This window comes from Lactiplantibacillus xiangfangensis, from assembly GCF_001438845.1.
Lineage (GTDB): Bacteria > Bacillota > Bacilli > Lactobacillales > Lactobacillaceae > Lactiplantibacillus > Lactiplantibacillus xiangfangensis.
In genome coordinates this window covers 7,400-16,203 of the sequence record NZ_JQCL01000038.1, presented here as the reverse complement: position 1 = coordinate 16,203, position 8,804 = coordinate 7,400, and the positions used below count along the sequence as shown (strand labels likewise).

The following is an 8,804-nucleotide window of genomic DNA, read 5'->3' as shown; positions in this document are numbered from 1 at the left end:
AAGCTGATCTTTTTTGTCCGAACAGCGTTCGGATTAATTTTACAATCTACCATTTACCAAAGAAATGTATTTTGACAAAAATACCGACTGATATAGCAAGAACCAATAATAATGTTGCCTTGAAATCTGTCATAAATCTAAATATTAAAAACAAAAGCAGCCCAACTACCAAAATTAAACATAAAAACTCAATAATTTTTTCCATGTATCCCATTTTACACTAAGATACCAACGGCTGTGGCAATAATTGTTGCTGCTGTGTTAGCAATCCCCTTAGGAACACCACATGCTTTTAATCCTTTGGCAATTGCACTCTCCAAAGCTGCTCCAGTTGCCACACCGATAGTATTATTCCAGATATGCAAAAACTTAGCTTGGCTAACTTTTTTACCGATTAATTTTGCGACTTTCTTGTACACAATCTTAGGTAATGTCTTAGAAACATACACTTTTCCATATTTAGCAGCTAACCGTGCCATTAATCCTAATGCTGCTCTAGACTGAAAGCGAGGTGTTGTTATAGTTGCAGGTGCACTTTGCGGTACCTCAGCTTTTAATTCGTCCTGAAGTTTAGCTGAATAGATACTAACTACATTTTCTTGATTTGTCGTTAAATTATCCATGTCATATGTATCAATAAGATTACCTAATTGATCTGAGTTCACACTTTGATAATCAATCTTTGTAACAGATGAAATTCCTTCTGCATCTGCAAAAGCAGATATAGAAGGGAACAGCAACACCACCTAAAGTCATAGCTGTTAATGTCAATGTAATTAGCCGAACAGATTTTCTCATAAAAAACTCCCATGGAAATATATTTATCGATTTCATTTATCGATGTTCATATGATCGCAAAAGTATTGGCGACAAAAAAGAAACCATGTATTTACGTAACTAGCTAGTTTCCTTTATAGTTTTATAGGGAGCTGGCGTAAATTAAAAAATAGTTTATGCAACATCTTGTATTGCTTGTTAAACACCCCATTGTGCTGATGGTTAGATTAATAATTGTACTAAATAAAAGCCAAAGAGAATCGATTCTCTTTGGCTTTTTTATGTGGTTGATGCATGATTTCAATCCCATTTAGTAATTTACCATTAGTTTTAAGAAAAAGTATACTGAATTATCTCAAGCGTCCTGAGAGAGCCTATATTTCTATAGATTAACTGCTTTACTTTTCAAAGAAATCCAATAATCCATTTTATTGTCCGTAACACGCGACGACTCGTTCAATAGCTGTACTTTTGAGATTGATCTAAGATACCTTTAATACCTTACTTTTTGGGAAAAGTAGCCTAAATTTTTCTGATATTGTAGATTGTAAAATTATGAAGCCTAAACGCTAATCTGTTCGCGTATAATAAACTAGTGAGTAATTTAAAGGTGGGGGAAGGAATGTTTTTATGTTGGAACTGTCGTTTGAAAAAGAAGTTGTTAAAACCTTAACGACTGGAAGCAATCAATGGGTGGAACGCAAAGACCTATATGGTGCGACGCCGGATCAATTATGGGCTAATTTTCGTGATAAATTAAATAACAATAACTATGCTAAATTGCAGGGACACCCTTTAACTGATAGCGAATTTAATCAAGTTAAACGGGCGATTGAGGTCCGGACACCTTACGAAGCAGCTAAGTTACTAGCCGCCGAAAATGGCATTGGCAAAGTTGAAGTTGAACGTGATGATGCTAAGCTGGGCGCGGTGACGCTCGAGTTGTTTTGGAAAGCGGACGTTGCTGGCGGTAAATCTAGTTATGAAGTGGTACGGCAAGCAGTGCGACCACGGTTAGCTGGTACTCAAGATGTCGATCCTGATCGCCGTTTTGACGTAACCCTATTGATTAATGGGTTACCCTTAATTCAATTGGAACTAAAAAAAGCCACGGTCGAACTTAACCAGGCTTTTAATCAAATTGAAAAATACGCGCAGGAAGGTAAATATACGGGAATTTACTCGCTGTTGCAAATGTTTGTGATTATGACGCCGGATAGTACGGCGTATTTTGCGAATGCCGAACCGGATCATTTCAATAAAGCCTTTTTGTTCAATTGGCGAACGCGGGATAATCACCCCGTGGAAAACGGCTTAGCGTTTACGCGCCAAGTCCTTAATATTCCCATGGCCCATAAAATGGTCAGTGAATATACGGTCATCGACCAAGAGCGGCAAAGCCTAATTCTCTTACGGCCTTATCAGATTTATGCGATTGAAGCCGTGATGCACCGGATTCACGACCATCAAGATGGTTTTGTTTGGCATACCACGGGTTCTGGTAAAACACTCACCTCATATAAAACCGCTAAATTAGCTGCGCAAGATCCCGGTGTCGATAAGGTCATCTTCTTAGTTGACCGGCGGGATTTAGACGAACAGACAACCAGCAACTTTAGTGCCTATGCTGCCAATGATGATATTGCCATTAACGAAGCGCAAAATACCGGTGATTTAATGCGTAAGTTGCAACAAAATGACGGTAAGGTCTTGGTCACCTCGATTCAAAAACTTCATCGGGCGGTCAAAAAAACGCAAGCCCAGCTGGCAACCGGTAAGCAATCCCGCTTTAGTAAAACTTTAAAGCAACGGGTGATCTTCTTTGTTGACGAAGCCCACCGGTCGCAATTTGGCAAAATGCAAAAGGAAATTCGAGCAGCGTTTATCAATAGTAACTGGTATGGTTACACTGGCACCCCCATCTTTAATGAAAATAAAAAACAGCTCAAGGGTGATCTAGCGGTTACGACTGAGGAGCTATTTGGTAAAGTCTGTCATGTTTATAACTTGCGAGACGCCTTAGAGGACCAAGCCGTGTTACCGTTTAACGTGGAACACGTAACAACGATTGGGAAAGACACGTTAATAACCCGGGCCCTCGAAAAAGAAACTCAGCGCGTCAAAGCGCGTCGTGATAAGCAAGGCCGCCTGCTGAGTACGGCTGATGAAGCGAAAATTCAAGCCAAGATTCAAGCGATGTCAGTCAAGGACTTGGAAGAAACGTATTTAACTCCGGCTGACTTTGAGACTGATGAACATATCCAACAAGTTGTTCAATATATTTTACAAAAAGGCCCACGTAAAACCAGCTTGGGGCATGGCAACTACAATGCGATTTTAACCACCAGCTCCATTGAAATGGCGCAACGCTATTATCAAGCCTTTAAAGCCGCGAAAAAGACTACTCACAATCAGCTAGATCCTGATTGGCCCCGAATTGCGATTACTTATTCATTAAGTGAAAACGAAGATCAGAGTGCGCAAAAACATGACCAAATGGCCACCATTTTAAAGGATTATAATCAGCAGTATCACACTAATTTTGATTTAGCCGATCTGAATCTCTATAACGAAGATGTCGCAAAACGGGCTGCTCGGCGTGAGGCGGTCTTTGCTCATTTACAAACGGATCAAGAAATAAATTTAGTGATTGTCGTACGCCGTTTATTAACGGGTTTTGATGCCCCTCGGCTAAATACGCTCTTTGTTGACCGCACCTTAGCCTATCAAGAACTTATTCAAGCCTACTCACGCACCAACCGGCTCCAAAACCGGGAATTAAAACAAGAAGGCCAAATTGTGACCTTTCGGGTACCGGCAATCATGGAAGCTAATGAACGTGAAGCTTACAAGTTATATAGTGGCGAAGGCTCTTTTAATGTCATCATTCGTCCCACTTATCAGCAGGCCGTCTTAAAATTTCAAAAGGCTGTGGTGGATTTAAAAGCCATTGCTCCAACGCCGACGGCTGCCGATGACCTTAAAGGAACTACTGCCAAGGTACAGTTTGTGAAAGCCTTTCGCCAAGTGAATCAACAATTGAATTCCTTATCCATGTACAACGATTTCACTTGGGAGAACAGCGAAAAGACTTTTGGTATTGCTCAGCCCGAAGTAGAATCCTATACGGGTAAATATCTGCGGATTAAAGCGGCGGTTACTAACCAAGAGCCTGAGAAAGTCCCCGAAGAGTTGGCCGCTTTAGACTTTTCCTTAGCCGTTGGTTCAGTAGTCTTGGTGGATTATGATTATTTGACGCAATTAATTCAAGATTGGATTGATGAACAGCAACAGTACTCGACGCCTGATCAAGCCCAAACGCATATGACGGATTATCTGCAAAATAGTGCCAAAGTACAGGCTAGTTTGAATAAATTAGCGGAAACGCAACCGCAACAGGCTCAATTAATTCGCGAAGCCATGCCCTATATTGAGCAACAAATGCAACAGTCGCAGCAACAGAGTGACCAAAATAAAGCGCCAGTAGCGTTGAATGCTCGGGAGTTGGTGGCTGATTATGCCCAGAGACAATTGGTCAAAAAAACGTCGGTATTCGCCCACACGTGGGGCTTAGATCAAACAGCCCTATTGCGGGTGGCGCGTGAACACACCGTGGGTACCGATGAATGGCATCATGAACAAGAATTAACGCAGTCAGCGAATTTAGCAGCGGCCTTACAAGCTCAAACTGCCACTGGGCCGAAGATTCCAGCTATTTTGCCACTATACCGGATTAAGTCCCAGGCCGCTTGGCGGCAGTTTATTGAACACGATTTAGCAATTTATCTACAAAAATAAGTGAGGTTAAACAATGTCAGAAAAAACAACGCAAGCTAGTCAACTTGAAAGCGCCCTATGGAATGCGGCCGATGTCTTACGCGGGAAAATGGACGCCTCTGAATATAAAAATTATTTATTAGGGTTAATTTTTTATCGGTTTCTATCTGAGAAAACCTTAACGACCTTTAGTGATTGGGCAGGCGAAATCGAAAATGTCACCCGGAAATATGCTCAGTATATGGATCCTCAGTTTGAATTGGAAGGCGTCTCGGTGCAGCCCAGTTTAGTGGAGTATTTGCAAAACACGCTCGGCTATTTAATTCAACCCCAGGCGTTGTACACCACCCTGATTGGCAAGATTCAAGCCCATACTTTTGCGTTAGACGATTTATCTCAAGCACTTCATGATCTGGAACAGTCGACACAAAATCTATCTTCAGCGCAAGACTTTTCGGGCTTGTTTGCCGATGTGGATTTAAGTAGTAATAAATTAGGCAGTTCTTTACAACAACGGAACCAAACTATTAGTGATACTATGTTAGCTTTAAATGCGATTGATCTTATCCATCATCAAGGCGACGTCCTAGGTGACGCCTATGAATACTTAATCGCGCAATTTGCCAGTGATTCCGGTAAAAAAGCGGGTGAATTTTATACCCCGCGGCAGGTGTCCGACATTATTGCCCAGATTGTGACTTATCAGCGCAATGCAGGTGACAACCAATTGCGGACTGTCTATGATCCAGCAGTTGGTTCTGGTTCGCTGCTATTAAATGTCGGACAGCACGTGCAAGACCCCAATTTAGTGAGTTATCACGGCCAAGAATTGAACACCACGACCTATAACCTGGCCCGTATGAACCTAATGTTACATGGAGTCTCGTATGACGATATGCACTTACGCAATGGTGACACGTTAAGTAAAGATTGGCCGGTTGACGAGCCTTACTTATTTGATGCCGTCGTTATGAACCCGCCCTACTCGGCACACTGGGATAACAGTGATAAACGCTTGTCTGATCCCCGTTTCCGCGACTATGGCGTCTTACCACCTAAATCTAAAGCCGACTTTGCCTTCCTACTACATGGCTTTTATCATTTGCAGGAACATGGGACTATGGGTATTGTCTTACCCCATGGCGTGTTATTTCGGGGGGCTAAAGAAAGCAAGATTCGCCAAAAGCTCCTGTTAGATAACCGGATTGATGCCATTATTGGACTACCCGCCAATATTTTTCATTCCACTGGTATTCCAACGTTAATCATGATTTTAAAGAAACACAAAACCACTGACGACGTCTTGTTTATTGATGCGTCCCGGGAATTTGAAAAGGACAAGAATCAAAATAAGCTAACGGCAGCGAATATTCAAAAAATTGTGACCACTTATCAAAACCGGCAAAATGTCGATAAATATGCCCATGTGGCCTCACCGGCAGAAATCAAGGAGAATGACTACAACTTAAATATTCCGCGCTACGTTGATACGTTTGAACCGGAACCCGAGATTGATCTGGACCAAGTCAAAGCTGATCTAAGGCAACTGGACGAGGAAATCAGTCAGAATGAACAAGCCTTTAATGAATTAGCTAGCCAGTTAGTGGCCACCCACGTTAATGACCAGTCAAAACCGGAGGCTCACAATGAAGGATAACCAAGCTAAATATCCGCAATTAAGATTTAAAGGTTTCACTGATCCTTGGGAACAGCGTAAGTTAGGAGATATTACTAAAATAAGCACCGGAAAATTAGATGCAAATGCAATGGTTGAAAATGGCAAGTATGATTTTTATACTTCTGGAATTAAAAAATATAGGATCGATGTAGCAGCGTTTGAAGGACCGTCCATTACAATTGCAGGTAATGGAGCAACAGTTGGATACATGCATTTAGCGGATAATAAGTTCAATGCCTATCAACGAACTTATGTGCTCCAAGAGTTTCTAGTAGATAGAAGTTTTATATTTTCAGAAATTGGAAATAAGCTGCCTAAAAAAATAAAACAGGAAGCTCGTACAGGAAATATTCCGTACATTGTTATGGACATGTTGACTGAACTGAAGCTATCGATTCCTCAGAATAATTCAGAGCAACAAAAAATAGGTTCATTCTTTAAACAGCTAGATGACACTATCGCTCTTCATCAACGTAAGTTGGATTTGTTGAAAGAACAGAAAAAAGGCTACTTGCAAAAAATGTTCCCTAAAAATGGGGCCAAAGTTCCTGAATTGCGATTTGCGGGGTTTGCTGACGATTGGGAAGAGCGTAAGTTAGGAGATTATGTAATCATTCGGTCAGGATGGTCTCCGTCAAATTTTGACATTAATAATAATGCCAATAATTTGTTTATAAAAGTTGATGATTTGAATTACTCGACTCGTGTTCAAGAAGAATCACAAGTTAAAGTCAATATTCTCTCAAAATATAAAAAAATGAAAAAATCCAGTACTATTTTTCCAAAAAGAGGTGCTGCTATAATGACCAATAAAGTACGTATGTTGGGAGAAGATAGTTACATGGATACTAATATGATGGCCCTAGAACCAAAAGGGATTGATCCTGAGTATCTCTATACTTTTATCAATAAGACAGGATTGTACAAGATTGCGGACACATCAACTATTCCCCAAATCAATAATAAACACATCGAACCTTACTTACTATTAATTCCCAGCTTAGAAGAGCAACATAAAATCGGTTCATTCTTCAAACAGCTAGACGGGACTATCGCTCTTCATCAACGTAAGTTAGATTTGTTGAAAGAACAGAAAAAAGGCTTTTTACAAAATATGTTTGTATAGGGTCTATAATATACAAATCACCCCTCGAAAACGTTGAAAGAATAACCCCCAAAATCTATAAAATAGATCTTGGGGGTTATTTGTTTTAATATTAAAGAAATGACTTCTTCTATTTGTCATCAATACTAAACAATAATTTGTACAAAGTGATTATTTCTTCTAGTTCTTCACGCGATACATGATCGACAATAGTTTCATCAGTGACATGTCTTGCCCGTAAATCTAAGGCTATGGTTTGATCTAATAATACTTTTCCATATACTGTTTGACTACTAGTTAGTCGATGATACATTGGAAAATTACGCTTGGTACTGCTAATTGGAGCCACAATCGTCATGTTACTTGTCTGACAGACTAGATCATTGCTTAGAGCAATGGCTGGTCGCTTATTCATCTGTTCATGACCACGGCTTGGATTAAAGTTAACATAAAATATATCACCTTGGCTTACCATTGAAGTTCATTACCTTCTGACTTTCCCCAATCAAGCTCGTGATCCCTTTTCCCGTCATCTTTCCAATCCTTAAATAGTTCGTGAATATTGGTTGGGTTCTTTTTTATTGGTGTTAAAACAATTGATCCATTTTCAATGGTTATTGTCATATCTTGGTTATCATCTAATTTCAGTTGTTTAATAATTTGGCTAGGAATTCTAGCAGCTTTCGAGTTTCCCCACTTTGCTAAGCGTGTTTGTTCTTTAATAAGTTCCATATTTTCCCCTCCTAAATTATTATTACAAGTCAAGTATATCCCGTGTAGATACACAATGCAAATATTCTTACTGGAGGTCATTTACATGCAACAAGTTGTCTTACCCATAAAAGATTCAAACGTTCTTAAAGAGGTTCAAGATACGTTACTCAATAACTTTAAAGCTGGCCGACGTAACTATACGATTTTTCAAGTTGGTAAAGCTACGCTACTGCGAGTGAGTGACGTTATGGGTTTAAAACAGACCGATATTTTTAATCTGGACGGTTCTATTAAACAAAATGCGTTCATTCATGATCGAAAAACTGGTAAGCCTAATACCTTGTACCTTAAACCAGTTCAAACAGAACTCTTATTGTATCGTCAATGGCTGCTTGATCATAAACTAGCATCTGAATGGCTCTTTCCTTCCATTCAACACCCAGATTGCCATATCACTGAAAAACAGTTCTACAAAATTATGAGTAGGGTTGGCGATCTGTTAGGAATTAATTATCTAGGGACTCATACGATGCGCAAAACCGGGGCTTATCGTGTTTACACGCAATCAAATTACAATATTGGCCTAGTAATGCACTTACTAAATCACTCAAGTGAATCAATGACTTTAGCTTATTTGGGCTTGGATCAAGCAAGTACAGAAAACATGTTGAACCAAATTGATTTTGGGTAAATTGGTTTGATTTTGTTGTCGCCAACGGCGACTTCTAATACATGTTTTTTTTGGGGGGCTAT

General features: G+C 39.9%; 7 protein-coding genes. 4 read left to right on the top strand and 3 right to left on the bottom strand.

The window, feature by feature from the left end; genetic code table 11:
* Window positions 1-215: 215 nt before the first annotated feature.
* A complete protein-coding gene (locus IV64_RS03625) occupies window positions 216-743 on the bottom strand; it encodes a hypothetical protein (protein WP_157061021.1) in 528 nt (175 codons plus the stop codon).
* 664 nt (window positions 744-1,407) lie between these two features.
* Here IV64_RS03625 and IV64_RS03620 point away from each other — a divergent pair.
* Genes IV64_RS03620 through IV64_RS03610 form a run of 3 tightly spaced genes read left to right on the top strand, consistent with a single transcriptional unit; the run spans window position 1,408 to window position 7,358 of the window.
* Window positions 1,408-4,575 carry a type I restriction endonuclease subunit R gene (locus IV64_RS03620; RefSeq protein ID WP_057705809.1) on the top strand — a complete coding sequence of 1,056 codons (3,168 nt, stop codon included), beginning with the start codon at window positions 1,408-1,410 and terminating at the stop codon, window positions 4,573-4,575.
* A 13-nt stretch (window positions 4,576-4,588) separates the two neighbouring features.
* Window positions 4,589-6,211 (top strand): type I restriction-modification system subunit M, encoded by a 1,623-nt coding sequence (locus tag IV64_RS03615; protein WP_057705808.1) that lies wholly within the window; start codon window positions 4,589-4,591, stop codon window positions 6,209-6,211.
* Window positions 6,201-7,358: a restriction endonuclease subunit S gene (locus IV64_RS03610; RefSeq protein WP_057705807.1), complete on the top strand. Its 1,158-nt coding sequence runs from the start codon at window positions 6,201-6,203 to the stop codon at window positions 7,356-7,358. The genes IV64_RS03615 and IV64_RS03610 overlap by 11 nt, the downstream gene beginning before the upstream one ends.
* A 109-nt stretch (window positions 7,359-7,467) precedes the next feature.
* Here the strand turns inward: IV64_RS03610 and IV64_RS03605 are convergent, their stop codons facing one another.
* Together IV64_RS03605 and IV64_RS03600 are read right to left on the bottom strand one after the other, a co-directional pair.
* A complete protein-coding gene (locus tag IV64_RS03605) occupies window positions 7,468-7,812 on the bottom strand; it encodes a type II toxin-antitoxin system PemK/MazF family toxin (protein ID WP_001748110.1) in 345 nt (114 codons plus the stop codon).
* A complete protein-coding gene (locus IV64_RS03600; protein WP_003643337.1) occupies window positions 7,806-8,069 on the bottom strand; it encodes an AbrB/MazE/SpoVT family DNA-binding domain-containing protein in 264 nt (87 codons plus the stop codon). Before IV64_RS03600 ends, IV64_RS03605 begins: the two co-directional genes overlap by 7 nt.
* 85 nt (window positions 8,070-8,154) lie before the next feature.
* On the opposite strand from IV64_RS03600, the gene IV64_RS03595 reads away from it, so the two are divergent.
* Entirely contained in the window at window positions 8,155-8,742 is a 588-nt protein-coding gene (locus IV64_RS03595; protein ID WP_057705806.1) for a site-specific integrase, read from the top strand.
* Window positions 8,743-8,804: the final 62 nt, after the last annotated feature.